At 54.6% G+C, this 25,074-nt stretch carries 20 protein-coding genes and 1 tRNA gene; 13 read left to right on the top strand and 8 right to left on the bottom strand.

Annotated elements, in window-relative coordinates; translation table 11 throughout:
- The first annotated feature begins 370 nt into the window (after window positions 1–370).
- The 6 genes from HUV30_RS11335 (at window position 371) to HUV30_RS11360 (ending at window position 6,666) form a co-directional block, all read left to right on the top strand.
- Window positions 371–2,098 (top strand): hypothetical protein, encoded by a 1,728-nt coding sequence (locus tag HUV30_RS11335; protein WP_174405559.1) that lies wholly within the window; start codon window positions 371–373, stop codon window positions 2,096–2,098.
- A gap of 72 nt (window positions 2,099–2,170) precedes the next feature.
- Window positions 2,171–3,268, top strand: coding sequence for a glycine cleavage system aminomethyltransferase GcvT (gcvT, locus tag HUV30_RS11340; RefSeq protein WP_174405560.1), 1,098 nt, complete (start codon window positions 2,171–2,173; stop codon window positions 3,266–3,268).
- Between the two features lie 199 nt (window positions 3,269–3,467).
- Entirely contained in the window at window positions 3,468–4,220 is a 753-nt protein-coding gene (locus tag HUV30_RS11345; protein ID WP_174405561.1) for a 16S rRNA (uracil(1498)-N(3))-methyltransferase, read from the top strand.
- Complete coding sequence (locus HUV30_RS11350) at window positions 4,217–5,431, top strand: replication-associated recombination protein A (protein WP_174405562.1); 1,215 nt, start codon at window positions 4,217–4,219, stop codon at window positions 5,429–5,431. Before HUV30_RS11345 ends, HUV30_RS11350 begins: the two co-directional genes overlap by 4 nt.
- 12 nt (window positions 5,432–5,443) lie before the next feature.
- The gene (locus tag HUV30_RS11355; RefSeq protein ID WP_174405563.1) at window positions 5,444–6,115 is read left to right on the top strand and encodes a glycosyl transferase family 2; all 672 of its coding nucleotides are present in this window, start codon (window positions 5,444–5,446) and stop codon (window positions 6,113–6,115) included.
- Window positions 6,112–6,666: a BON domain-containing protein gene (locus tag HUV30_RS11360; protein WP_243452159.1), complete on the top strand. Its 555-nt coding sequence runs from the start codon at window positions 6,112–6,114 to the stop codon at window positions 6,664–6,666. Before HUV30_RS11355 ends, HUV30_RS11360 begins: the two co-directional genes overlap by 4 nt.
- A gap of 95 nt (window positions 6,667–6,761) precedes the next feature.
- Here the strand turns inward: HUV30_RS11360 and HUV30_RS11365 are convergent, their stop codons facing one another.
- The 3 genes from HUV30_RS11365 to ettA form a co-directional block, all read right to left on the bottom strand.
- Window positions 6,762–8,156, bottom strand: coding sequence for a multiheme c-type cytochrome (locus HUV30_RS11365; protein WP_174405564.1), 1,395 nt, complete (start codon window positions 8,154–8,156; stop codon window positions 6,762–6,764).
- Window positions 8,157–8,188: 32 nt separating this feature from the next.
- Window positions 8,189–8,755, bottom strand: a complete 567-nt coding sequence (locus HUV30_RS11370; protein ID WP_174405565.1) for a NapC/NirT family cytochrome c — start codon at window positions 8,753–8,755, stop codon at window positions 8,189–8,191.
- Window positions 8,756–8,920: 165 nt separating this feature from the next.
- Window positions 8,921–10,606 (bottom strand): energy-dependent translational throttle protein EttA, encoded by a 1,686-nt coding sequence (gene ettA / locus HUV30_RS11375; RefSeq protein WP_174405566.1) that lies wholly within the window; start codon window positions 10,604–10,606, stop codon window positions 8,921–8,923.
- Between the two features lie 303 nt (window positions 10,607–10,909).
- Between ettA and HUV30_RS11380 the strand changes: the two genes are divergently transcribed.
- On the top strand, window positions 10,910–11,689 hold the full coding sequence (locus HUV30_RS11380; protein WP_174405567.1) for a lysophospholipid acyltransferase family protein: 780 nt from the start codon (window positions 10,910–10,912) through the stop codon (window positions 11,687–11,689).
- Window positions 11,690–12,366: 677 nt separating this feature from the next.
- A complete protein-coding gene (locus tag HUV30_RS11385; RefSeq protein WP_174405568.1) occupies window positions 12,367–12,945 on the top strand; it encodes a TetR/AcrR family transcriptional regulator in 579 nt (192 codons plus the stop codon).
- A 132-nt stretch (window positions 12,946–13,077) separates the two neighbouring features.
- On the opposite strand, the gene HUV30_RS11390 is transcribed toward HUV30_RS11385, so the two are convergent.
- Window positions 13,078–14,643 (bottom strand): ammonia-forming cytochrome c nitrite reductase subunit c552, encoded by a 1,566-nt coding sequence (locus HUV30_RS11390; RefSeq protein WP_174405569.1) that lies wholly within the window; start codon window positions 14,641–14,643, stop codon window positions 13,078–13,080.
- Window positions 14,636–15,112: a cytochrome c3 family protein gene (locus tag HUV30_RS11395; RefSeq protein ID WP_243452160.1), complete on the bottom strand. Its 477-nt coding sequence runs from the start codon at window positions 15,110–15,112 to the stop codon at window positions 14,636–14,638. The genes HUV30_RS11390 and HUV30_RS11395 overlap by 8 nt, the downstream gene beginning before the upstream one ends.
- A gap of 300 nt (window positions 15,113–15,412) precedes the next feature.
- Here HUV30_RS11395 and HUV30_RS11400 point away from each other — a divergent pair, with 300 nt between their 5' ends.
- Complete coding sequence (locus HUV30_RS11400; RefSeq protein WP_174405570.1) at window positions 15,413–17,728, top strand: ATP-binding protein; 2,316 nt, start codon at window positions 15,413–15,415, stop codon at window positions 17,726–17,728.
- Window positions 17,721–19,145 carry a sigma-54-dependent transcriptional regulator gene (locus tag HUV30_RS11405; RefSeq protein WP_174405571.1) on the top strand — a complete coding sequence of 475 codons (1,425 nt, stop codon included), beginning with the start codon at window positions 17,721–17,723 and terminating at the stop codon, window positions 19,143–19,145. Before HUV30_RS11400 ends, HUV30_RS11405 begins: the two co-directional genes overlap by 8 nt.
- A 66-nt stretch (window positions 19,146–19,211) precedes the next feature.
- Here HUV30_RS11405 and HUV30_RS11410 read toward each other — a convergent pair whose 3' ends face one another.
- Together HUV30_RS11410 and gluQRS are read right to left on the bottom strand one after the other, a co-directional pair.
- Window positions 19,212–19,595, bottom strand: coding sequence for a pancreas/duodenum homeobox protein 1 (locus HUV30_RS11410; RefSeq protein WP_174405572.1), 384 nt, complete (start codon window positions 19,593–19,595; stop codon window positions 19,212–19,214).
- 404 nt (window positions 19,596–19,999) lie between these two features.
- Window positions 20,000–21,016: a tRNA glutamyl-Q(34) synthetase GluQRS gene (gene gluQRS, locus HUV30_RS11415; RefSeq protein WP_174405573.1), complete on the bottom strand. Its 1,017-nt coding sequence runs from the start codon at window positions 21,014–21,016 to the stop codon at window positions 20,000–20,002.
- Between the two features lie 306 nt (window positions 21,017–21,322).
- Between gluQRS and HUV30_RS11420 the strand changes: the two genes are divergently transcribed.
- Window positions 21,323–21,399 (top strand) — tRNA-Arg (locus HUV30_RS11420).
- 235 nt (window positions 21,400–21,634) lie between these two features.
- Here HUV30_RS11420 and HUV30_RS11425 read toward each other — a convergent pair.
- Window positions 21,635–22,354 carry a class I SAM-dependent methyltransferase gene (locus HUV30_RS11425; RefSeq protein ID WP_205245212.1) on the bottom strand — a complete coding sequence of 240 codons (720 nt, stop codon included), beginning with the start codon at window positions 22,352–22,354 and terminating at the stop codon, window positions 21,635–21,637.
- Window positions 22,355–23,125: 771 nt separating this feature from the next.
- Here HUV30_RS11425 and tmcD point away from each other — a divergent pair.
- Both tmcD and tmcC read left to right on the top strand, forming a co-directional pair.
- Complete coding sequence (gene tmcD, locus HUV30_RS11430) at window positions 23,126–24,382, top strand: electron transfer complex subunit TmcD (RefSeq protein WP_174405574.1); 1,257 nt, start codon at window positions 23,126–23,128, stop codon at window positions 24,380–24,382.
- Window positions 24,383–24,397: 15 nt separating this feature from the next.
- Window positions 24,398–25,057, top strand: coding sequence for a TmcC family electron transfer complex membrane anchor subunit (gene tmcC, locus HUV30_RS11435; RefSeq protein WP_174405575.1), 660 nt, complete (start codon window positions 24,398–24,400; stop codon window positions 25,055–25,057).
- The last annotated feature ends 17 nt before the right edge of the window (window positions 25,058–25,074 follow it).

Genomic DNA, 25,074 nt, shown 5'->3' on the forward strand with positions numbered 1-25,074 from the left:
CCAGCTCTTCCGCAGTATATCCCGCATGATAACAGTGGGCGGGGAAGCGCCACAACCATGAAAAGAAGGAAGACTGGACGAAGAACAGGTCAACAGGGCTCCCAATTGTTAATATTAGTATAGTAATCCTGCGGTTGTTTCAATCTCCCCGAACCTCCAGCCGAAACAGGGCACCACTCTACCACAGTTAATATCATGAAATTATTTAGTAATTTTTTGTAAAACTGCCCCACAATCCGGAGCCTTCATTTTTCATGAAATGGTAGAAATTTTTTAGATAATACAATATGATGCTTTGAAAGGTAAGCAGGACGCCACGTCCATGGCGCACACACCTCATCACTTCATGCCTCCACAGGATTTGAGCTTCATGAGTTTCGACTGGAAAAAGGCGTTTTCGCAATGTGGCATCCCCTGGGACACCCACAATACCTTTGCTGCGCCCATAAATCTGACATCACTCATAGAGCTGAAAGAATTTCTGGATATTGTCCACACCAAGTTCTGCCTTCTCAAGCCCTTCTGCGAGAATGAGGACTATCCCATAGTTGACAACAGGGAACTGCTGCCCTCGTTTGAATCGGACATGTGGGAGTACAAGAATCTTCCCGGCTTCTCACTTGTCGCCTTTGACAGGCAGATCAACTATTTCTCCGAGATTTTCCAGTTCGACATCCTGCATTCCCTTATGGACGAAACTGCCACAGCAGAAGGCAAGTCATGCCCGCTTGAGCAAACTGTTATATCACAAAACGTTCAGGCCATGCAGAACCGCATGCCCAAAAAGATTCAGGATACGTTCAAGCAACGCTTCATGAAATATGACGTATCCGTCCTTGACCATTACCCCCAGTTGCTCCCCTTCATCCTAGAAATGGACAGGGCGCAGGTGATGGCGCTTGATTCGTTCGGCAACTATTACCTTTCTGGCATCTACGCCTCCTTCCCCTCCGAACTGGATGCGGAAATCAAGCGGTTCGGCATGCGCGCTGGCAAATTTTCCATTGGCGACAACGAAAAATACGAACGTAACCGCCTGTTCGTCTATCAGTACCTGATGGAGCTTTACGGCTTTCCCATTGTTTCGGAGCGCAGAACGTCCAGTGCCCTGTTTGCTCGCCGCCTGCATAAAATGGGCGAACGCTTCCTCATCAGGGTGCTCGGTCAGAGCGACCGCACCCTGACAACGCTCTATACTCCCCCTAAGCGCAAGCATTACCCGCTGGTTGAAAAAATTGCGCTGGTGAAGGTGCACGACGACCAGACAGAGGTTATCCGGCGTCTGGAAGAAGGCGGCTTCTTCGTGGACGAAAAAAAACGCATTGTCATTTTGCGCGTGACCTACGCACAGCACAAATTCAACCCGGACAACGTGCGGCAGGAACGCGCCCTTTCCGTGATGATGCAGGAGGTTATCCACCCCCTTACCGGAAGGGTCATCGATGATCTCAACATCATCAAGGACACGACCAACATGTTCCTTCGCCTCAACGACATTGTCCGGGGCGAACACATGGGGCGCATCACTTACAAGCGTAATGAAATTGTCGAAAACACGGATACGGACGAGAAGCGGCTCAAATTCCTCTACGCATGGCTCTCAAAGCACCAGCGCAGAATTATCGGCTATTCCGACGAATTTTTCGGCAACGTGGTCAAGGTTCTGGATGGCTACCTGCTCTCGCCAGACAACTACGAGGCGTTCGGGAACCTGAACGAACTGTATCAGGAAGTATGGACACGCTACAGCTTTATCCAGCAGGCCCGTAAAATCAAAGTGCTTGAAGACCTGCGCACACGCGAATTCAAGGGCGAACGTATCAGCTACGGCACCATGCTGACCGAAGCGGCAACCCTGCTCCACGGTCTCAAGTTCGAAATCGTAAGCTACTTTGATGAACTGGTTGCCAGCGTTATCTCCATTGCCGAATCCATTCTCAATGACCGCTACCTGACCCGCAATTACATTGAAAAAAGGGATGACCAGCTCACGCCCTACGGTATGGAGATGAAAAAACAGTACAGAAAACTCGTCTCCCTACTTGACGAATTCAAAGCAATCCGCAAATCTCGTCGCGAGTTCAGTCAGAATCGCTAATATGGCCGTGTGATTCTGAAGGAACCAGCAACCACACCACAACATCCACCATCAACCGCTCAGGAGGACGCCTTGTCTGACCTGCTCCAAACTCCGTTAACGTCGTGGCACAAGGCTCAGGGCGCCAAAATGGCCCCTTTTGCCGGCTGGGATATGCCCATACAATACAAGGGCATCATCGTGGAGCACAATCACACCCGTGAGCATGCCTCCATCTTCGATATCTGCCACATGGGTGAATTCACGCTCAAGGGTGCAGGTGCAAAGGACGCCCTTTCCAAGATCGTCACCCACAATCTGGACACGCTCGGCACCGGCAAATGCCGATACGGTTTTCTGCTGAACGAAGAAGGCTGCATCCTTGACGACCTCATCGTCTATTGCATGGGAGAAGACGACTACATGCTGGTGGTCAACGGCGCCTGTACCGAATCCGACTTCGCATGGATAGCCCGCCACCTGCCCGCCTCGCTCGCCTTTACCGATATTTCCTCCCAGACCGCCAAGATCGACCTGCAGGGTCCCGATGCCTACGATGTGCTTGAGGCCGTCATGGGTTCCGGTTTCCGCTCTCTCAAGTATTTCTGCCATGTGACGGCCGAGTTCAACGGCGACACCATCATCATCAGCCGCACCGGCTACACCGGCGAACTGGGCTATGAATTCTATCTGCCCGCCTACAATGCCGCAGCCCTGTGGGATAAGCTCAATGCCGACTCCCGCGTAGAACCTGCGGGCCTTGGCGCACGCGACACTCTGCGCCTTGAAGTCGGCCTGCCCCTCTACGGCCAGGACCTTGACACCAAGCACAACCCCACCGAAGCCGGAATGGGCTGGCTGCTCAAGTCGCCTGCCGCATACATCGGCAAGGGCAAGGATGCGGAAGTTCGCGAAATGCTCATTCCTCTCACCATCCCCGGCCGCAGGGCCGCACGTCACAACGACGTTGTCTGCCTGCCCGACTCGAAGGGCGGCAAGGAAGTGGGCATTGTCACCAGCGGCTCCTTCTGCCCCTCTGTGGGTAATTCCGTGGCCCTTGCTTACGTGGCCAAGGAATACGCCGAAGAAACGGACTTTGTCGTCAAGACCGCCCGTGCAGGGCTGGAAGCAACCCGGTCCGAACTGCCCTTCTTCAAGGGCGGCACGGCCCGCAAGAAGCTTGAAGACTAACCGGCTCGCCTGTTTCTCCATGCTTGTTCAAGGGGTGGCTTTGGCCGCCCCTTTTTGCTGCGATCTGTCGTCCATTTTGTAAGGGGAACCGGACGCATTGGTGTTGGCAGACCGCCCCATGCCTGTTAAGAATGCGCAATAGAGTTACCGACCTTACGTATCGCGCCACAGTACTTTACCCATTCCGGAGTCTTGATTCTTGAAAACGTTCTATCTGCCGCCCGAAGAATGGCGGGAACCATACGCACTTGAAGGGCAGGAAGCCAGGCACCTCGTCAAGGTACTGCGCGCCCGCGCAGGCGACCTTATCCGCCTGCTGGACGGAAGAGGCCGCGAAGGCACATTCCGCATTACCGCCACGGAAAAGCAGCGTGTTGCGCTAACCCTTGAAGTGTTGGTTGAACATCCTGCCCCGTCGGGGTCCACAGTGCTTGCTCTGGGCTGGGCCAAATCCGTGCGACGCGGCTGGTTGCTTGAAAAAGCTGTGGAACTTGAAGCAGGCGGGGTGTGGCTCTGGCAGGCGGACCGTTCCCAGTCGCATGTTCCTGAAGACATAAAGGAATCGTGGGAAGGCCAGATGATCGCCGGAGCCAAGCAGAGCGTAAACCCGTGGCTGCCTGAACTGCGTACCATTCCCGAAGGCGTTGAAGGGCTGGTGGCTTTGGCACCGGAATTCGACCGCACCCTCATCCTGTGGGAAGGACAGTCTCCCTCGGCCCTGCTTTCGCCTGCCATGCTCGGCGGTAACGGGCGAACCCTGTTTGTCGTCGGGCCGGAAGGCGGCTTTTCCGACCGAGAAGTGCGCGTTCTTACCGAAGGCGGTTTCACCCCCGTCAGCCTTGGTCGCCGCATCCTGCGGTGGGAAACCGCAGCCCTGCTCTGCCTCGGGCTGGACTGGTGGCACCGCGAACTGAACGCATCGTCTCCCACAGAGAATGGAGGCAGGCCGTGAGCGTACGCCAGCCGCTTGCGGACAAAATCCGCCCGGAATCCTTTGATGACTTTGTCGGCCAGGAACATCTGAAGGCGCGCATAACCGCCCTTGGCAATGCCAACCGGCTGCCCAGCCTGTTGCTCTTCGGCCCTCCCGGCTGCGGCAAATCCACACTGGCCCTGCTGCTTGCCCGACAGACAGGCAAAAACTGGCTGCGCGTAAGCGCGCCGGAGGCAGGCCTGCAGCAACTGCGTAAATCCCTCACCGGCGTGGATGTGCTGGTGCTGGACGAATTGCATCGTTTCTCCAAGGCCCAGCAGGACTTCTTTCTGCCGTTGCTCGAGTCGGGCGAAATTACGCTGATTGCCACAACGACGGAAAACCCCTCTTTCAGCGTTACCCGCCAGTTGCTCTCGCGGCTGCACGTGCTGCGTCTGCGTCCTCTGAGCAGACCGGAGATGATCCAGCTTGCACGGCGCGGCGCGGAATCCAGCGGCTTCACACTGGAAGACCAGTCTTACGATTTCATCGCAGGCGTTGCGCACGGTGACGCACGCACCATGCTCAACCTTCTTGAATATGTGGCGGCCCTGCCCGAAGAGTCGCGCACATTCGAGAAGCTGCGCTCCGCCCTGCCCGAAGTGGTTATCCGGCACGACAAGGACGGCGACAACCACTACGAGCTGGCATCCGCACTCATCAAGTCCATCCGCGGCAGTGACCCGGATGCCGCGCTCTATTACCTTGCCTGCCTGCTTGAAGGCGGGGAAGACCCCCGTTTCATCACCCGCCGCCTCATTCTTTCCGCATCGGAGGATATAGGTCTGGCCGACCCCATGGCCCTGCAGCTTGCCGTTGCCTGCCAGCAGGCCATAGAATTCGTGGGCATGCCTGAAGGATTCATTCCCATGGCGGAGTGTGTGGTGTATCTTGCACTTTCAAAGAAGAGCAATTCAACCTATGCGGCCTATCTTGCGGCGGCCAAAGAAATCAAGACAAACGGCCCGCGTCCTGTGCCGCTGCACTTGCGCAATCCTTCCACCAAGCTTCAGAAAGACTGGGGATACGGCAAGAACTACCTGTACCCGCACAGTTATCCTGAAGGACACGTGGAACAGCAGTATCTGCCCGACGGGCTTGAAGACAGACATTTCTACCAACCCAAGGAACATGGTATGGAACCCCGCATAGCGGCGTGGTTCCGGCAATTGAACAAGAGAAAATCGTAAGCGGTACCACACATGGCAACTGGCCCCATATTCAGCATCATAACGCCAAGCGCGGGCAAACGCCCTCTGGCCCTTGCACAGGCCATAGAAAGTGTTCATACCGCGATGCTGCATGCGGGGCTTGATGCTTCGGCTGTTGAGATGCTTATCGGCTATGATGGCGTACAAGGGCCAGAAGTGTGCGACTACCCTTTTCTGCGGTTTATGAACCTGCCCGCACAGGGCCATTTCGGTAACGGCATACGCCGTATTCTGCTGCGGGTGGCAAAAGGAACACGAATTATCTTTCTGGATGACGACAACACTCTGGCCCCCGAAGCCTTTGTCATCTTCGGCAGGTATCCCGATGCGGAACTCGTGATCGCCCGCATTGATGTAAGCAAAGCGTTTGCCAATGGCTACCTGCCTGAGCATGTGGAAGGAAGGGAGCTTTTCCGTCCCACCAACGTAGACCCGCTGTGCATGTGCCTTTCACGGGATCTTGTGCAGAACCGCTGCGCAGGCTGGGAAGTTTACGAAGGCTATGAATCGGATTATCGGAATCTGGTACGCTACTACCGCCGTGCGCGATCCGTTGCCATAACGGATGATGTAGTAGGTGTTTATGACGCTGGGCGCGGTATGGACCGGGGGGGCATGAACCGCAGGCAGCAGGACATTGAATCAAAACGGGAGATATCATGATGAAGCGCGTATTACTGCTTCTGGCAGCACTCATGCTTATGACACTTTCCTCGGGTTGTGCCATCTACAAAACAAGCGTTGATGAACGGGATGTTAAAACAGTTGCAACCGACAAGTATATCACGGCGGAAATCAAGGCCCGCTTTCTTGAAGACAAGCTGGTCAGCATACTCGACATAGGGGCCAATGTGTATCAGGGCCATGCCTACCTCTATGGTGAGTATGAAAGTGATGCACAGCGCGCCCGCGCCATTTCCATTGCCCAGGATGTGGATGGTGTGACCAACGTTACCTACTACCTTCTGCCCAAGGTGAAGGATGACGGCTGCGGCACCACAGACAACCTGATGATTCGCGGCGAACTGGAAAAGGAACTCATCTCCGACGACCGCATCTGGTCCACCAACGTGGATGTTGCCGTCATCCAGTGCAATGTCCTGCTGATGGGCCGTGTGGGCAACCAGCGCGAGATTGACCTGTCCATCAAGTACGCGAAGGAAATTGAAGGCGTGCGCAGGGTCCGCTCCTATCTGCGGGTTCTCGGCCAATAGCCATCTTCCGCCATACAAACATACAGCGCCCCCGATCTCTCCAGGTCGGGGGCGCTTGATATTGGGGAGACTGCCAGTCTCTCCCGGATTCGGTTCTACTTCTTGCCGAATATTGCCGGAGGCTTGGTGGTATCACCGCCGGTATTCGGGAAGTCGGGATAACGGTATGCAGGCGTGTTGTGCTTGATAAGCTCTCTTGCGCCTTCCATGAAGCGGTTAAAGCGGTGCTTGCACTCATAGAAACCGTGCCACCATGCGTAGTCGGGAGCCATCATCATGGAACCCATGCGTGCGCGGCGGCCTTCATGGTGCCAGAGTTCATAGAATTCCACTTCAAGTTCTTCATCAAAGACCGTGGTGTTATCCAGCAGCTTCTTTGCGTACAGATCGTCCAGCATGGTCTTGGCAGGCTTGTAGTACTTCTCGTTGTACTCTTCGACGGCCTTGTCGAAATCAACGTAGAAATCATCGACCCACGCGTTGCCATGACACTGCAGACACACATCCTTCATCTTCGCTCTTTCGACCTTCCAGTCGGTTTTGGCGGGGAAAGCCGCAAACTCGGAAGGACGAACCGTCAGCGGGGCCTGCGTTTCCCAAGACAGACGCTCGGTCACATCGTGGCTGGTCATAACCTTGCCGGAACCGGACATATGACAGGCCGCACAGGTGGGGGCGCGGTAATCAACACCTGCCGTCCATGTGCCACCGGCGGCATTCCAGTTGTACTGGTCGCCGAAGGTATCATAGATGTCGCCGTGCTTCGATTCCTTGTAGATCTCGATCTGGGGATGGTCCGGACCAAGGTGACACTGGCCGCAGGCTTCCGGCTTACGGGCTTCCATGACGGAGAAGCGGTGACGGGTGTGGCAGCTGGTACAGGAGCCCAGCGAACCGTCAAGGTTCACTCTGCCCACGCCCACGTTGGGCCAGGTGGATGAATCAAGCTTACCGTTCTCAATCTTCAGAATGGTACCGTGGCAGTAGTAACAGCCGGTCTTGCGCTCGTTATCCGAGTTCATGCCCTTGTTGAGCCACGGGTCTATCTTCCACATTATCTCAATGGTGTTTGCATGCTTGGAACGGCTGTACTGAGTCACTTCGTCGGGGTGACAACGGGAACAGTCCTTGGGAGTAACCACAGCCGCAACGGGAATCTTGTACTGCGCCTTGCCGTAAGGCATGTCACCTCGGCTGTAATACTCAAAATGCGCCTTGGAGACATCGGCATCCTCATCGGCAGCCTGATGGCAATCAAGACAGGTAATGTTGGCTGAGGCATGCCTGCTGGCCGCCCAGTCGGCAAACAGGCCGGGCGTGGTCACACGGTGGCACTCGATACAGGCAACAGCCTGATCCGGCATGCTTCTTTCAATACGATATTCCTTCATTTTCGGATAGTTGTTAGCAGCTTTGGCGGTGCCTGCCGGCACAACCAGCAGCATAACCGCTATCAGCAACAGCCAGCCCTTCAACGACATACATTTCATCGGGAAAGCCTCCTCAGTTACCTGATTGTTCACTAGAGCTTGAGTCCCGTAGCCCTGTACGGAGGTGAAAACTGCTTGTACTGGTAATGCGGACGATCCACATGAACCAGATTCCTGTGGCAATCCACGCATTTGCGCTCGTAACCGGGACGCGGATACAACACGGTACGATGCGCCAGCATTGCTCCTCTGTTTCCGGGGATATACAGAATATTCCGGTGGCACTTCTGACACTGCTCATTATTGAAGCTTTCATATGCCCGTTCACGCATGGCTGCCCTGTCGTATTCCTCGACAGGGTTGCTCATCATGACATGGGCATAGACGTCCTTCAGCCCATGATAGGTCTTGGAGTAGAAGAAGTTCACCGTATCGTGCGGTGCAGGCAGGTGGCAGTCCATGCAGTCCGCAACTATCCCCTGTGCGTTGTTGACGTGGGTGGAGGTTTTCCAAGCCTCCCATGCAGGTCGGATTTCATGACAGGAAGCACAGAAGCCGGGCGTGGAGGTGCGAACCATTGTGTAATAGGTCATGCTGAAGATGGGGAACCCCAGCAGCACTCCTGCAATAGTCCACAGGGCCGGCTTGTACCATCGCATACGTACCCCCTTTGAGCAGTCCGCTCCGTAAAAGGTTCGACATCACAAGTATTAAGCTACTATAGACTCCACCATACATGCTGTATTGCTGTACCCAATTATAATTTGCAAAAAAAAGAGGCGGACAATGTCCGCCTCTTTCAGGAATCAGTTCAATATACCGCGTTAGCGCGTAAGCTTGCGGTACTTGATGCGGGTGGGCTGGTCGGCATCCTTGCCGAGACGCTTTTTACGGTCCGCTTCGTACTCGCTATAGTTACCATCGAAGAACACAACGGAAGAATCGCCTTCAAAGGCGAGAATATGCGTTGCAATACGGTCGAGGAACCAACGGTCATGCGAGATGACCAGCACGCAGCCGGCAAAGTTCTCAATGCCTTCTTCCAGCGCACGCATGGTGTTTACGTCAAGGTCGTTGGTGGGTTCGTCAAGCAGGATGACGTTTGCACCGGACTTGAGCGTACGGGCAAGATGCACACGGTTGCGCTCTCCACCGGAAAGCACGTCCACCGACTTCTGCTGATCGGAACCGGTAAGGCCGAAACGCGAGCAGTATGCGCGGGAGTTCACTTCTCTCGTACCCAGCTTGATGGTGTCATACCCTTCGGAGATGACATCATACACAGACTTGCCTGCGGCAAGGGTGTCACGGCCCTGATCCACATAAGCCAGTTTTACGGTCTCGCCCAGCTTCAGCTCGCCGCCGTCGGGCTTTTCGTCACCGGTAATCATCTTGAACAGAGTGGATTTACCGGCACCGTTCGGACCGATAATGCCCACAACCGAACCGGGCTGGATAAGAAAGTTCATGTTGTCCACGAGCAGCTTCTCACCCATGGTTTTCTGAACATTCACAGCCTCGATGACGGACTTGCCGAGACGCGGTCCCGGAGGAATGTAGATTTCCAGATCCTTTGCATGCTTCTCTGACTCAGTGGAAAGCAGGGATTCATAAGCGCTGATGCGTGCCTTGGATTTGGCATGACGCCCCTTGGGAGACATGCGTATCCATTCCAGCTCGCGCTGCAGGGTCTTCTGACGTTCCGATTCCTGCTTCTCTTCCACGGACAGTCTCTGCTGCTTCTGCTCCAGCCAGCTGGAGTAGTTGCCCTTCCACGGAATACCGCGGCCGCGGTCAAGCTCAAGAATCCAGCCTGCCACGTTATCAAGGAAGTAGCGGTCATGGGTTACGGCAATGACGGTGCCGGGGAAGGTCTGGAGAAAACGCTCCAGCCAGCCGACAGATTCTGCGTCCAGATGGTTGGTGGGTTCGTCGAGGAGCAGGATGTCCGGATTCTGCAAAAGCAGACGGCACAGGGCCACACGGCGCTTTTCACCACCGGAAATCACGGAAACAGGGGTGTCCGCAGGGGGACAACGCAGCGCGTCCATGGCCATTTCCAGACGGGAATCGATATCCCAGCCGCCCTTGTTGTCCATGAGTTCCTGCACAACGGCCTGACGCTCGATAAGAGCGTCCATTTCCTCGGGTTCCATGGGTTCGGCGAACTTTGCGTTGATTTCGTTGAACTCCCTGATGACCTGCATCACATCGCCAACGCCTTCTTCAACCACTTCGCGCACGGTGCGGGTTTCATCAACCAGCGGCTCCTGTTCAAGGTAGCCGATGGTGTACCCGGGAGAAACCGCGGTTTCGCCCTCGAAATCCTTATCCACACCTGCAAGCACCTTGAGCAGGGAAGATTTACCGGAACCGTTAAGGCCCAGCACGCCGATTTTGGCACCGTAGAAATAGGAAAGGGAAATATTTTTCAACACTTCGCGCTGTCCGTGACGTTTTGTCACGCGCATCATCGAATAAATAATCTTATCCGGTTCGTTCTGGCTCATGAGCTCTCCGAAGTTGGAAATTTCAGCCATCATTAGGCTTGTGAAGCTTTTGCCGTGAAAAGCGCAGCTTGTCCAGCACAGAAGACAAAATCCTTACAGCGCCAAGGTCTTCGGGCAGATGCTTCTCAAAAAAGACAGGATGATTGCATTTGCAGGCAAGAGCGCGTAGTTTTCGCGCCGTCCGGACTGTTACAGAACCGTTACACAGCCTGCTCCACGTACCGGCCACCACAGAACCGGAGAATGGCCCCCCTGCCGGACGGGGCATGCATGCTCACCTCTTACACGATTGAAGGAAAGGCCATGGCTGTTTATCCAGTAATGTACGGCAATACCTATACTACTCCTGAAAATGCCTCCAACCCCATAGCCAGACTGTTTCCCAATCTGTGTTTCTATCCGTCCATGCTTGCCATTGTCGGGGCAGCATCCCGTCTTGCCAAGTACGACAGACTCACCCCCGAAGAATGGGTCAAAAGCAGTCTGGCCATTGTACGCGCCTTTGAGCGTGTGGGTGGCACCTTTCATTTCGAGAACCTGCAGGCCTTTACCCGGCTTGATGGCCCCTGCGTCTTCGTGGGCAACCACATGAGCACACTGGAGACGTTTGTGCTCCCCGCGGTGATACAACCCTACCGCAATGTAACCTTTGTCGTTAAGCAGAGCCTGATGAAATACCCCTTCTTCAGATGGGTGATGCATTCGCGAGACCCCATTGCCGTTGGCCGGACCAACCCGCGAGAAGACCTTAAAGCGGTTCTTGAAGGTGGAGTGCAGCGCCTTGAAAAAGGCATCTCCGTCGTGGTCTTTCCGCAGGCGACGCGCAGCGACGAGCTGAACCCTGCAACCTTCAATTCCATTGGTATCAAGCTTGCGAAAAAGGCGGGGGTTCCCGTCGTGCCGCTTGCGCTGAAAACCAATGCGTGGGGTACCGGCGGGCTTATCAAAGACTTCGGGCCGATCACGGTTTCTCACCCCGTCATGATGCGATTCGGCGACCCCATGGTCATTGAAGGCAACGGCAAGGCCGAGCATCAGCATGTATGCGATTTTATTAGCGCATCACTCAAAGAGTGGACTTAACCCGCCTTGCACTGCCGCATGATCACGACGCAGTGCGAGCACTGTGCGCGTAAACACTATCATTTTCTGCAATAATATTTTTCACTAAACCCCTTGTATATTCAGGGCATTGCGTTTTCTTCAGATTATTCTTTCATCTCACCAACCCCATTTTATATTGACAGAAGATCGTGCGGGGACTAGTTTTAGCCATCGACTGTTTGAGCGCTCAGTTTGGCAAGAACTGGTTCTCTCTGATACCTTCCGCAATCATCAGGCAGAGCAACAGGTGGCTCGCAGTCAGGTTGTTAAGAATTTTTCTATAACACGCTCCTCTTCTCTCTCAGCCCCCGCAAGGGGGCTCTTCTTTTACGAGAACCTCGGAGCAGCCATTTCTGACAACTGACTAACAGCATTGTCTCATATCTGAATAATTTCTGTCCTGCGCAGCTTGAGGAAACGGCAAAGATACAACTGCAGCAAAACAAAGTACTCGGCGCTAATCCATGCAAGTAACACTTTATGCAGGAAAGCAAGAGTATTGCAGCTGTTGATTGACTGTTCGACTATTGTGAGCTAATGGACTTTTGGGTGCTCAAACAGTGTTATAACTTAAGGCTTGATTGGCAATTCTTCCGTCGGATGCAATGGGCTGCATCCGGATATTGCCTGAACCACATAAAAGATAGGCCAAGTGTATGACAATGACGAAAAAGGATGCGCTGCTTCTGGCAGCCAAAGAGCTATTCGGGGAGTACGGGTACGCTGAAACCACTTTCAAGAAGATTTCCGAACGCGCTGGGGTTGCGCTGGGTCTTCTTACCCATCACTACGGTAACAAGGAAAAGCTGTTTCTTGCCGCAGGGCTGGATGTTCTGGACAACTTTCTGATCCACCTGCGCGAGGCGTGCGCACGCGGTGAAAACGGCTACGAATCTGTGGTCAATTTCAGCCGGGAGTATTTGGAATTCTCCATTCAGAAAGATTCCTATTTCATGGTTCTGGTCCGCTGCTCCCCTTATTCGGACATGAAAACCAAGACCGACCGCGACACCATGTACGAAAAATTCAATCAGGTTCCCCGCGAACTGGAATACCACGTACGCCGCGGCATTGAGGACGGTTCCATAAAGAAAGACCTGCCTCCCCATGAAACCGCAACCGCCATCCAGTGTAACCTGGTTGGTGCAATTCGTACCAAGTTGCTGACGCCGTATGCTCCTCCGAGCCTCTATGACGAAATGGTACGATTCATCTCAAGAAGCATCAAAGCCTAATTTTGCATGCTGGTTGCACTAAAAAGCGGAAGGTAATTCTTCCGCTTTTTTTGTGTCCGCAGTCATGTCCTGCTCTACCCTCTGCAAAAAAGAGCCCCCTTGCGGGGGCCCAATCATATTCTGTTTCCTGCTTTAGCTCTTTTCAGGAGCGGGAATCAGGCGCTTGTTGCCGTCCCATACCTGCTGCGCCTTGGGGAAGGGCTTGAGGTACTTGAGCCATTCGTGCGTCTGCAGATGTGCGGGGTCCATCATCAGTTCACGGCTGTGTTCCATAATCGGCGGAACAAGAGTCTTGATGTCACCGGCCAGATCCTTCGCAATGGTGAAGTTGGAAGCGCGGACGGCCGCATCTACTGACTTCTGGCTGAACTGCTGAGACTTGGCAAGGGTATCCAGAGCCTTGGTCGGGTTATGGAAACCAACGCTATTCTCGGCAGAAACGTAATCCCAGAAGAACTGCCCCTTACGGCACCATTCGCGGGCTTCGATCATGAGATCATCATAGTCTGCAGACTTGGGCCCGGTGTACTCGGATGCACGGCGGATGGCTTCGTGCGCCCGTACGGAGACCTCCTGAGCGATGAGCAGCTGGGCAAACACCTTTTCCTGCGTATCCACCACGCGGCCCTTGAGGTACTCAGGCGTCTTGTCGGTGTGGCACTGACGGCAGGCAGCCATATCCGGGTCCTTCAGCGGAGAGGTCCACTGATGGTCGGAAATCTTCTTTTTGCCGTCGAGACGCTTGTACGTCATGTGACAATCCGCGCAGGAAACACCGGCGGAGCCGTGCGGACCGTTGATCCAGGTTTCATATTCGGGGTGCTGGGCCTTGAGCATGGGAGTCTGGGAGACAGGATGAATCCAGTCATAGAACTGGCCTTCAAATCCCTTGATCTTGGAATCGCCATGCCCCTTGTAGTACGTGTAGATGTTCTCGGGATCATACCCTTCGGTCCACGGGAACACAGGGCGCTGGGCCGCGCCGAATTCAGGCTTCTGGAAGTAGTATTCCACGTGGCACTGACCACACATGAGGGCGCGCTTTTCGTTACGCGGTATGTCCTTCCATTCCCTGCCCTGAACCTTGAGGAATTCCTTGAGCGGCTCGCTGTACAGCTGCAGTTCCATGGTCTCGGCTTCATGGCAGTTGGTACAGCCGATAGCATGGTCCTTCACATCCATGGCCTGACGGAACTCGTTGAAGTCCTTTTTCCAGAAATCATCGCCATATTTCTCGATGAACTCCGGCATCATGGTCGTCTTGCAGTTCCAGCAGGTGGAGGGCAGGCCGCCCTTCTCGCTGTAACGGTTTATACGGTCGATATTGAGAATGTCTTCAATGGCATAGGTGTGGCCACGGGCAGCACGATACTCAAAACTGAACGCATACCCGAGCCACAGGTTCTTCAGATAGGGCTGTGCGTGCTTGTAGCCCTTGGGCAGCGGGTTCACGTTGTCATGCTTGTTATACGGCACGGACCCGCCGTATTCGGTCATGATCTTGTCTTCATCGTTACGCAGGTAGGTTTGATAATGCAGCGGAAACACCTTTCCGAATTCGGAATTGCGTATTTCAGCCTTGTCCAGATTTGTCTTGTAGGTCGGAGTGACCGGTTCCACGGCATCGGAACAACCAGTGAGCGCAATGGCGGCACCCACGACGATAACACCGGCAACGGCAGAGAATTTCTTAAGCATCGGCAGCCTTCCTCGTCGATATTGGCTTCTTTGGGGTGTGGGGCACATGGCGGTGGCAGGACATGCAGTTATCCTTGCTTCCCATATTCACGGTCATCACGGTGCTTGAGTGGCAGCGCACACAGTTTGCCTGCACCACATTCAGGGTATTTCCCTGAGGATGAATAAGATCCGGAATGGTTCCCAAGGTGTTGGCATAGATGTCCTTTGTGCCTGCAACTGCCTTGAACGGAATTTTGGCCGCAAGGTTATGCGGCGCATGACATTCGTTGCATGACAGTTTGGCGTGTACCGACTGCTTGTGCGTCAGCGCCGCCTCTTCCATGGCGTGACAACTGCCGCAGAAAGCTGCCCTGTCGGTTGTCACCATCGCCAGCCCCGCACCGAAAGTCAGCGCCACACCGGCCAACCCGGCCAGCAGCATGGCTCTCCACCTTCGAGCGGAACTCCCTTCTTTGGTCAACGACATTACTATCCTCCTGAATGGCTTTCCCTTCACAACGTTTCAACTTCACAACGACACAACGGCATGTGTTTTGGTCGACAGTTCGACACGTTATGTGCAGACTAGTCCAAAATGTGTGCCAACTGACGATGTTACATGAATATATAAAAATAATATAAAAACGCAACGTTAAAAGAAACATTAGTCTGGTACTGGACGTAAAGTCCGCACCGTGTCATAAATATCTGACGATAATGTCCGATTTTCATGACAACAGCGTTCATATTTTTCGGACAAACAACAAATACAACAGGATGACTGACCATGAGGATCAAGCACAGCATTCCCGTGCTGCCCGGCATATTCCTGCTGGTCTGGACACTCCTCCTGCTGGCATTGTTCAGCTGGAGCGCCGTCAGCGAGAAAAAGCACGTCAACGACATTGCACTGCGGCAGGCAAGAGCCTTCTTTCTGCAGATCGTTTCCACCAGAGAGTGGAACTCGGCCCACGGGGGCGTGTATGTGATGGTGACAGACAGAGTCAGCCCCAACCCTTATCTGGATGACCCTCAACGTGACATTGTCACCACCAAGGGAGAGCGGCTCACCAAGATCAATCCGGCTTACATGACTCGCCAGATATCCGAAATTCTTGCCGATACCGAAGGGGTGAGCTTTCACATAACCAGCCTGAAACCCCTGCGCCCCAACAACGCTCCCGATCTTTGGGAACATAATTCCCTGAAACAATTCGAGAGAGGTGAGAAGGAAGCCTTCCAACTCATCAACGAACTGGATGAGACAGCGCGCTTCCGCTACATGGCCCCCCTCTTCGCCACCAAGTCATGCCTTACCTGCCACAAGGGGCCTGATGACAAGGAAGGAGGCGTACGTGGCGGCATAAGCGTTTCCATTGCCGCTGCTCCGCTCCTGCAGCTCGGGCAGGACAACATAAACCGCATGGGGCTTGGTTATTTTCTCATCGGCCTTGTGGGTCTCATAGGCATTGGCACCTCTGCATTTCAGGTCATACGCAAGCGTGAGCAGGCAGAAGTTGCCAACCGCATGAAGAGCATGTTCCTCGCCAATATGAGCCACGACATGCGAACCCCCCTCACGGGCATCATCGGCATGGCCGAGCTGCTCAGGCGCGACGCCACAACCCCGGAACAAGATGAATACGCATCACAATTGCAACTTTCTGCCGAAACGCTTCTGGACATCGTCAACGACATCACAGACTTTTCGCGCCTAGAGTCGGGCCGCATGGAACTGTCCATTGCTCCGTTCTCGCTTTCCGCTCTGGTCGCAAGCTCCCTGAAGGTCGTGCAATTTGCCTGCACCAGAAAGGGCATTGCCCTTTCCTATTCCATCGCACCGGACGTGCCGGATACCTTGCTGGGCGATTCCTTCAGGCTCAGGCAGATGCTTGGCAACCTGCTCGGCAACTCGGTCAAATTCACGGAGCGCGGCACCATTTCCGTTGCCGTGCATCTGGTGAAACGGTCAGATGAAGGATGCATGCTTTCTTTCTCCGTCAGCGATACCGGCATGGGCATTCACCCGAGCCAGCACGCCACCATTTTCGACAGCTTCACTCAGGGATCACAGGCACTGGCCACCGGACAGGTGGGAACAGGGCTCGGCCTTGCCATCACCCGCCAGCTTGTGGAGATGATGGGGGGCAGTATCAGTGTTTCAAGTTCACCGGGAGAAGGCTGCACATTCTCGTTCACGGCCTTGTTCCAACCTTCGGAGACTGAGGTACCCGAATCAGACCCTACTCCCTGCAACCATGATGTGCCCAGGCTCCACCTGCTTGTAGCAGACGACAACCAATTGAACCGTACTTATCTCAAGGAAATACTGAGCGGTTTCGGGCACAGCGTGGACGTGGCTTCCAACGGACGCGAGGCCTTGAATCTTCTCCGCAAAGTCCGCTACGACGCCGTGCTCATGGATGTGCAGATGCCGGAAATGGACGGCATCGAAACAACCCGTGCCATCCGCTCCGGCGTGCATCCGGACATACCGGCCGACCTGCCGGTCATTGCAGTCACGGCCTTTGCTGTGGAGGGCGACAGAGAACGTTTTCTTGAAGCAGGCATGAACGCCTATGTCAGCAAGCCCATGACAGCCGATTCGCTGGCAGCAACGTTATGCACATTATTCCCAGAAACTGGCAGAGTACCGACGACGCCCCCGCGCGCTCATACCAAGCCTTCCGTACCGGAAGCGCCGGAAACAACGTCCACACAATCGAACAACGGCATAACCATCGATAGTGCTGCCCCCATGGATATGGCAAAAGCCCTTGAAGCCATGGGAGGCAACAAGGCACTGCTGCTCCGTCTGTGTGCAGCCTTTCTTGAAGAGGTGCCGGAACGCTGCTCTCAACTGGAAACAGCCCTGCAGCAACGTAGCTGGGCCGAAGCCAGAAGGCTGGCTCACGCAATCAAGAACTCCGCAGCCATGTTGTCTGCAACGCAATTGCATGAAATTGCAAAGAAAATAGAAATATCCTGTGTTGATGAAAGCCCCGGCGCCGACAAAGAACTTAAAGCGATGCTTGAATGTATGCCCGCACTGACGGCCCATATCAACACCCTTCTGAAGAATGGTGAGACACCTCATGTCTAAGATACTGATTGTTGATGATGAACTGATGGTGCGTACCATGCTCGCTGAAATTGCCGGCAGCATGGGCCACGAGGCGCTGAGCGCACCGAGCATTGCACAAGGATTGCTGCTCGCCGCCCAGTCGGCATGTGATCTGGTATATCTGGATGTGCTGCTTCCGGACGGAAACGGCCTGAATCACCTGCCGGACTTCAAGCAATTACCCAGCCAGCCCGAGATTATTGTGATTACAGGATTCGGGGATCCCGACGGAGCAGAACTGGCCGTGCGCCACGGGGTGTGGGATTACCTGCAGAAACCCCTGATGATGGATCAGGTGAAGCTCTCGCTTACCCGCGCTCTGGCATTCCGCCAGCAGAAAGAAAACACGAACTCAGTCAAAACCTTTCTCAGGCCGGAAATAATCGGCAACAGCCCTGCCCTTCAAACGGCACTGGGACTCGCGCAGGAGGCCGCCTCAACCAGCGTGAATGTGCTGCTTCAGGGAGAAACCGGCACCGGCAAGGAGCTGTTTGCACGCGCCATTCACCTGAACAGCCGCAGACGCGACAAACCGTTTGTGACGCTGGACTGTGCCTCCTTTACGGAATCCCTTCTGGAAAGCCAGCTCTTCGGCCATGTAAAGGGAGCCTTTACCGGAGCGGACAGAAGCCGCGAAGGCCTGCTCACTCTGGCGCACGGCGGCACCCTTTTCCTGGATGAAATCGGCGACCTGCCCCTTCCCATTCAGGGGGCTTTTCTGCGTGCACTTGAATCCAAACGATTCCGTCCCGTGGGTGCCAGCCGCGAAGCGGAAAGCGACTTCCGCCTCATCGCCGCAACCAACAAGGATCTTCATGAAATGGTACGGCTGGACCTGTTCCGCTCGGATCTGCTCTACCGGCTGCGCGGCATGACCATTCCCCTGCCGCCGCTACGCGAAAGGCATGGCGACATTCCTCTGCTCATAACCCACTATCTGGACAAGCACTGTGCCCGATACGGCGTGTGCGGCAAAACCCCTTCAGAAGACTTTCTGGAAGCTGTAAACACGTATGACTGGCCCGGCAATATCCGCGAACTGGTACATGCGCTGGACAGATCCTGCACCGCATCGTTTGACGACCCCATTCTCTTTGCGCGGCAGCTACCGACGGAAATAAGGGTTCAGGTTGCCCGCATGAGTGCAGGTCAAAACGGCAGCAACGGTTCCCATGCAGCATCATCTCCCTCTGTTCATTCCACTCCGGTCCCAAATGATCCGCAAAGCATGAACGCACCTGTGTCGCTCAAGGAACACCGCCACGAGACGGAACGACAGTATCTCAACGACGTGCTCAGGCACGTATCCGGCAGCATTCCGGCCGCCGTTGAAATAACAGGGGTCTCCCGCGGTCACCTGTATGAACTGCTGAAGAAGCACGGAATCACTCCATAAAAAAACGGCACCCTGAAGTGCCGTTTTGCAGTGTCATTCGACAAAAACGAACGTAAAGGACGAGCGCTAGTTGAAACGTATGTAGATGGGAATGGTATGAACCTCGCGGGAATGTTCCCTGGTGGGGCCCAGTTCATAACGAATGGCGGCAGGATCAAGCTGCATCTCTTTCGCCACGGACTCGGCAAATCCCTTGAGGTTGATGATGGGGTGTCTCATGAACACCTGCGGCAGACCATACGTAAGGTTGCAGGCAAGACATTTTCCGGGACGCTGACGAAGCACGAAGGCAAACTGGGCTTCTTTGGCGTCACCCTTCACAAAATCGACTGAGATGTCGTAGGAACCGTCTTCTGCACCGCCAAACAAGGCATCAAAGAAAGCGTCTGTCCTGTCGTGCGGAAACAGCACGTCCAACTTCTCACGGGTAAAGATAGTCTCGAAATTCATAATGCCTCCCTGGCGCAATCCCCTCTGAAAACACAGAGAACACACTGTTATTTCAAACAAACCTACCGGCGCGCGATTACCGGAACATCTCCGCTAGCACGACACGCCGTCAACGGCAAGGGAAAACCCCGCCATACCGCGGTGCTTGCAGCCTGTTCTCCTTTTACCACGAACAATCCGGTCTGAACGGGTTCCCTCCGCTGTATGCGTTTACGGCGCATGCTCTTCAGACGACCGTCAGGCTACCTCCAGACTGCCGCCCAAATAACGCCCAAATAACGCTCGGACAACGCCCAAAGCACAGAGGGCAACACAGACAGCACGCAAATGCCGGTCTTCAGGCCACGGGGGTCATGTCCCGAAACATAATATGAGAAGGTAGCCGAAGGCCCCTTGGAGCCTCGTTACAGCCGAGACATAATATCAAGGATGTCCGGTTCAAGCTCAACACGGGCGAGGGGGATATCCTCCAGCCTGAAACGGGAGCGGAAAACTTCGGGCCTAGCCGGTGCGGGTTCGGGCTGCAATCCGGCACGGCAGGCAAGATAGCCCACCACTGCCTCGGGCCGTATGCCCGCTTCCCGCAGCATGCATAATTCGAAATGACGATGCCGTTTGGCCAGCCGCTCGCCTTCGTGATCAAAGACAAGGGGTACGTGGGCATATGTAGGCACCGGTTTACCCAGCAACCGGTACACCAGCACCTGACGGGGCGTGCAGTGCAGAATATCGTCTCCGCGCACAATCTGCGTGATGTGCTGGTCCGCATCATCTATGACCACGGCAAGCTGATAGGCAAACACACCGTCCGAGCGGCGCACGGCAAAATCACCGCCGCATTCTTCCCATGTCAGGCAGACATCCCCACGCAGCACATCGTGAAAGCCGATGAAATGGTCGCCGCAGTGCAGGCGAAGAGCCGCCTTGCGCCCCTGCTCCATGCGCTCGCGACGCTCGGCCGCACTTAAATTGAGGCAGATTCCGGGATATGCGGCCCCGTAATCTTCCGCATGCGGTGCGGAAGCCAGCGCGCGCAGTTCCTTGCGGGTACAGAAACAGGGGTACACATGGCCCTGCTCCTCCAGCATGGCGAGCACTTCTTCGTAACGCCCGTAACGCTCGCTCTGCACATAAGGACCATATGGACCACCCACATCAGGGCCTTCGTCCCAATCAAGCCCCAGCCATTCAAGATCGCGCATTATGCCGTCTGCGAATTCGGTACGCGACCGGTCGGGATCAATATCCTCCATACGCAGAACAAGGGTTCCCCCCTTGCTGCGTACAGCCAGCCAGCACAGCAGAAAGGACCATGCATTGCCAAGATGCATAAACCCCGTGGGGGATGGGGCCAATCGTCCCCTCACCGGCCGGGAATCTGAAGAAGTGCCGATAATCGAATCTGCTGCTATATTCGTCATGCAGCATCTGGAACCATGCCCACCACCAAAAGTCAAGGGTGGCAGCCTCCAACCCTGTCCCGATGATACTCCCCCTGCGCAGTGCACTCCCATCCCCATGCAGGCGGAGCAAATCCGGATGCCCGTGTTGCAGAGAGCAACAGAACCTCATCATTGCCACGAGCAAAGTCTCACATCGCTGCCACGAGCAGCAGGCCCGCATCATTGCTGCGAGCAACGGAGCCACATCCCGAAACTTGACACCACAGACGCAATAACCTACAAATCCAGACCTCTTGCACAGACCATCAACTCTTGGTCGAGCATGCGCCCGTAGCTCAGTTGGATAGAGCGACGACCTCCTAAGTCGTAGGCCACAGGTTCGATTCCTGTCGGGCGCACCATTTAAAACAAAGGGTTAGCATAAACACACATGCTAACCCTTCGCTTTTTGCTAACCTAACGCTAGAATTCAGAACCAGCCTCCTGTTTGCAGGGCATCGCTCATATCCGGAAGCTGCTGACGGTCTGTAAACACCATGCACACCGAGCCTGATTGCTGATCCAACAACAGTCTGAGACGGCCAAAGAGCCGCCTAACTGGTTTGAGCCTCACACTATAATTCTGCGCATAGTAAATCAGCATCGTCGCCACTCCATCATCATGGTGAATGGCGTCATATGGTAGCGGCTAATGCGCTCTTGCGGCCCTCCTGACGGAGCGGGTTCATCATAAAACGTGAGTTGCAACCCGGCATCAAGGAAAGCAGACATGTAAACACAGAGCGGTCTGTGCCAGTTCCGTATCCGCAGCCCGTCCCATTCAACCCAGTCCGCTCTCTCCTCGAGATAGTTCCCGAGCGGATGATACTCACGCCCATCTGCCCCCTCTACCCACCCCGTAGTGCCATTTGATGTATAAAAACTAGTTAGGTTGGCGACCAAAATCGTTCCCTTGGGTTTGGTAACCCGAGCCGCTTCACGAATCGCCGCACGCACATCATTAATATCAATCAAGGTAAGATAGAAGACAACGAGGTCGAATTCGGCATCTCCGAATGGTAAATCTTCTGCAAAGCCGGTAAGATATCGACCGCAAGGGTCTGTTTGCCGCGCATAGTGGAGAAAATCTTCAACAGGATCAATACCAGTCGTGATAATGCCCAGTCGTTCGGCCATTCGGCAGAAACGCCCATCTCCACATCCGACATCCAACATTGTCGCTGCCCCCGATTTCTTGACCCGGTCCATCATCGGAGTATCAAGGATAAATTCGCGGGCAAAATCACCTCGTTCTGGCATTCTGTCGAGCCAGGCGGCCGAGGAGCTTACCCAGCCATTCTCATCTGGATTACGCATCGCTGTAGCTGTCCTTTCTGAATATCTTAAAATTCTCTTGCGGTACCAGACCCATTCAGGTCCATTTATTTAAACAAGGGAGCAAATGCTTTCGCGTTTGTGATTCTCGATAGTACCCCCCTAAAAATCCTCAACTCGCGCGCGCCATGCCTTCTTCGTGTTTTCTACCTTACAGCTAATAACAAGCGCAAGAGCATGCAATTAGGTACAAAACACAAAACCGGTATCTTCCTCCAGCTAAATGCAACACAACCTAACACCCTGAAAATACAATCAAAGACCTCCTAAGTCGTAGGCCACAGGTTCGATTCCTGTCGGGCGCACCACTGCAAGTCATTTCAAGCCGCATTCAGTGCGGCTTTTTTGTTGTCCGATTCCGAGCCCACCCTCTCCTGCTTCCAACGCCTGAAGCTCACACACAATTCTCTACTTACCAGGTATATTACTGTTGATTAATGAATTTATTCTATACTTGCGAAGTTCTGTTCATTCAAAACCATGCAAGTTGCATATTGCATACAAACACATCGCACACCAACACACTGAATTTTGGAAACTTAATTCCAGACTAGTGTTGTAGTGTTCTTTTCATACCTGAGACGTACCCTACTATTTAATGAAAATGCCTTTACAGCTTGCACTCTTGTGATAACCATACTCGAAAGATAGAGTTATACGTATGAGGCCAAATAGTTGCCACATGGCCACATGCAACAGGCTCGTATCAGAGATACAAAAATCTGTATCATTTGGTGTAACAAGGAGGCGTGCATGCATTTTTCCGAATCATGGGATTGGGAAAACGGAGAGCGTGTCGTCGCGGAATCATTGGCTCCCATGGAGGAGCACAAATGGCAGGAAGAAATTCACGTTTCTCCCGACGGAGAAACAGCCGCCGCCATCGTCTGTATCGACAGCGGCGAGTTCGGCCTGCGATTCAATGACACCGTACACGACAATACGTTCGAAAAGGCGTGGAAGCCCGGCTTCTCGCCCGACGGACGTTTCTGCGTCTTCGTGCAACAGGACGAGGAATGGACTCTGGCTGAAAACGGCGAGCCATGGGAAGAGCGTTACGGCTTCATATGGGATCCCCAGTTCAGTGCAGAGGGCGGCGTCATTGCCGCTGCCGTTCAGCAGGACATGGAATACGGCATGTCTGTTAACGGGGCGGTGTGGGAAAACCGTTATGAAAACGCCAACGGATTTGTATTAAGCGCCAACGGCAAGCGTTCTGCCGCCGTGGTGCAGGTCAAATCCCTGGGTCAGGCCGATCTGGAAACCTTCCGCGAAGGTGCCTACACCGTTGCCGTGGACGGAGAAACCTGGGATTCCACCTTCATGAACGCATGGAATCCCGTGTTCAGCCCGTATGCCCACAGGGTGGCAGCTCAGGTCAGGCTAACCCTGTATGACTACACCATCGCAGTGGAAGGCACCCCGTGGCCTATCCACTTCCAATGCGTGTGGGACCCCTGTTTCCATCCCAACAGCAGCTCCGTGGCTGCCCCTGTCCGCCAGGGCGGTAAATGGGGCATAGCGGAAGACGGTAATATCCTCTGGAAACCCCGTTATTACAACTGCTGGCACCTTCAATACTCATCCGACGGCAGCAAGCTCTACGCCATTGTCGCGCCTGATTACGGGCAATTCACCGTGGCCGTGAACGAGAAGCCGTGGAGCATCACCGCGCCGGTTGTCACCGACCTTGTCATTTCGGCAGACGGCACCCGGGCCGCAGCGCTTGGCAACCACGACAACAAGGCGTGGCATGTCATGCTGGACGGCAAAGCATGGCGGGGACGCTACGACATGGCATGGAAGCCCGTGTTCAGCCATGACGGAAAAAGCCTTGCCGCCAGAGTACGCACCGGCAGCAAGTATGCCGTGATGGTGAACGACAAACAGGTAGACGGCGAGTTCGACAAGGCCTGGGACCCCACCTTCAGCCCCGACGGCTCCAAGGTGCTCATCCGCGGCATGCGGAACAACACCCTGCTCCGCATCGTGGCGGATGTACCCCGTTAACCGTGGAGGCAGGACATGAACACTCTGTACAACTTCGTAACCGGACCGCTTGCATGGGCAGCCTTCGTCATCTTCATTGGCGGATCGGCGTATCGCATCTGGTCCATGATCAAACTGGCCAGGCAGAAGGAAGCGGCATTCATCAGCTATATGAGTCTGCCACACGCCATGCGGTCCATCTTCAGATGGCTAACGCCTTTCGGCACGCTGGGGTGGAAGGAAAATCCGGCCATCACAGTAGCCACCTTCCTGTTCCATATCTGCCTTTTCGCACTGGCAATATTCACCGCAGGTCATGAGGTGCTGTGGGACTACGCTTTCGGCATCAGCTTTCCCTCGCTGCCGCAGGGCGTATCGGATGTGCTTACCCTGATCGTCATTGGTGCCTGTATCTACTTTGCATACCGCAGGCTCACCAACGCACAGGTCAGCTTTGTCACCACAAGCAAGGACTGGCTGGCTCTGTCCATTGCGGCAGCGCCTTTCATCACCGGCTTTCTTGCCTCACAGCAGTTCGGCAACGGTCAGATCATGACCCTGCTGCACGTGCTGAGCGGCGAGGTGATGCTTGTGGCCATTCCCTTCACCCGCCTCTCGCATGCCCTGTTCCAGCCGCTCACCCGCGCCTACATCGCGTCGGAATTCGGTGCGGTTCGCCATGTACAGGACTGGTAGCAGCACAACAGGAGGTA

This window comes from Desulfovibrio subterraneus, from assembly GCF_013340285.1.
GTDB classification, from domain to species: Bacteria; Desulfobacterota; Desulfovibrionia; order Desulfovibrionales; family Desulfovibrionaceae; genus Halodesulfovibrio; species Halodesulfovibrio subterraneus.

Excerpts from the sequence above, each read along its gene's own strand:
- HUV30_RS11335 (WP_174405559.1), top strand. The coding sequence starts at position 371 with ATGAGTTTCGACTGGAAAAAGGCGTTTTCGCAATGTGGCATCCCCTGG.
- HUV30_RS11355 (WP_174405563.1), top strand. The coding sequence starts at position 5,444 with ATGGCAACTGGCCCCATATTCAGCATCATAACGCCAAGCGCGGGCAAA.
- HUV30_RS11360 (WP_243452159.1), top strand. The coding sequence starts at position 6,112 with ATGATGAAGCGCGTATTACTGCTTCTGGCAGCACTCATGCTTATGACA.
- HUV30_RS11365 (WP_174405564.1), bottom strand. The coding sequence starts at position 8,156 with ATGAAATGTATGTCGTTGAAGGGCTGGCTGTTGCTGATAGCGGTTATG.
- HUV30_RS11370 (WP_174405565.1), bottom strand. The coding sequence starts at position 8,755 with ATGCGATGGTACAAGCCGGCCCTGTGGACTATTGCAGGAGTGCTGCTG.
- ettA (WP_174405566.1), bottom strand. The coding sequence starts at position 10,606 with ATGAGCCAGAACGAACCGGATAAGATTATTTATTCGATGATGCGCGTG.
- HUV30_RS11380 (WP_174405567.1), top strand. The coding sequence starts at position 10,910 with ATGGCTGTTTATCCAGTAATGTACGGCAATACCTATACTACTCCTGAA.
- HUV30_RS11385 (WP_174405568.1), top strand. The coding sequence starts at position 12,367 with ATGACAATGACGAAAAAGGATGCGCTGCTTCTGGCAGCCAAAGAGCTA.
- HUV30_RS11390 (WP_174405569.1), bottom strand. The coding sequence starts at position 14,643 with ATGCTTAAGAAATTCTCTGCCGTTGCCGGTGTTATCGTCGTGGGTGCC.
- HUV30_RS11395 (WP_243452160.1), bottom strand. The coding sequence starts at position 15,112 with ATGTCGTTGACCAAAGAAGGGAGTTCCGCTCGAAGGTGGAGAGCCATG.
- HUV30_RS11400 (WP_174405570.1), top strand. The coding sequence starts at position 15,413 with ATGAGGATCAAGCACAGCATTCCCGTGCTGCCCGGCATATTCCTGCTG.
- HUV30_RS11405 (WP_174405571.1), top strand. The coding sequence starts at position 17,721 with ATGTCTAAGATACTGATTGTTGATGATGAACTGATGGTGCGTACCATG.
- HUV30_RS11410 (WP_174405572.1), bottom strand. The coding sequence starts at position 19,595 with ATGAATTTCGAGACTATCTTTACCCGTGAGAAGTTGGACGTGCTGTTT.
- gluQRS (WP_174405573.1), bottom strand. The coding sequence starts at position 21,016 with ATGACGAATATAGCAGCAGATTCGATTATCGGCACTTCTTCAGATTCC.
- HUV30_RS11425 (WP_205245212.1), bottom strand. The coding sequence starts at position 22,354 with ATGCGTAATCCAGATGAGAATGGCTGGGTAAGCTCCTCGGCCGCCTGG.
- tmcD (WP_174405574.1), top strand. The coding sequence starts at position 23,126 with ATGCATTTTTCCGAATCATGGGATTGGGAAAACGGAGAGCGTGTCGTC.
- tmcC (WP_174405575.1), top strand. The coding sequence starts at position 24,398 with ATGAACACTCTGTACAACTTCGTAACCGGACCGCTTGCATGGGCAGCC.